This window comes from Vibrio sp. 10N.222.48.A3 (assembly GCF_041475345.1).
Lineage (GTDB): Bacteria > Pseudomonadota > Gammaproteobacteria > Enterobacterales > Vibrionaceae > Vibrio > Vibrio tasmaniensis_A.
On sequence record NZ_JBFRVX010001625.1, the window covers coordinates 1 to 335 of the forward strand.

The following is a 335-nucleotide window of genomic DNA, read 5'->3' on the forward strand; positions in this document are numbered from 1 at the left end:
TTTTGTTTCGATATTCCAACAGTTTGCGGTATTCAAGCGGTTCGTGTTTTTAGACGAGCAACGCCCTGTTCGCTCTTGTCCTAAGTAGCCAAGGTTATCGAGTGGCGCAAGTCGACTAACCAGCAGGGCGCTCTCTTGGTGGGGAAGGGACATTTCTACCTGGGCGACGTACTTTGGGTTGAGATATTGGCTTAGGCTGTCCTTTTGGCTTGTTGTCGCGACTTCCTTTAAACCGTCCCATTTGAGAACCCTCACGCAAGGGAGGCTTCGCCGCTGCGCGCCCTTGCGCTGCAGAACCTGCAACTGGGTACGGACAGTCAGACGCTCACCAAGAC

General features: G+C 53.4%; 1 protein-coding gene. It reads right to left on the bottom strand.

The features are described 5' to 3' along the window. The coding region (locus AB4653_RS28115; protein WP_372105915.1) for a hypothetical protein at positions 1-255 on the bottom strand (255 nt) is incomplete at its 3' end. Positions 256-335 lie beyond the last annotated feature (80 nt).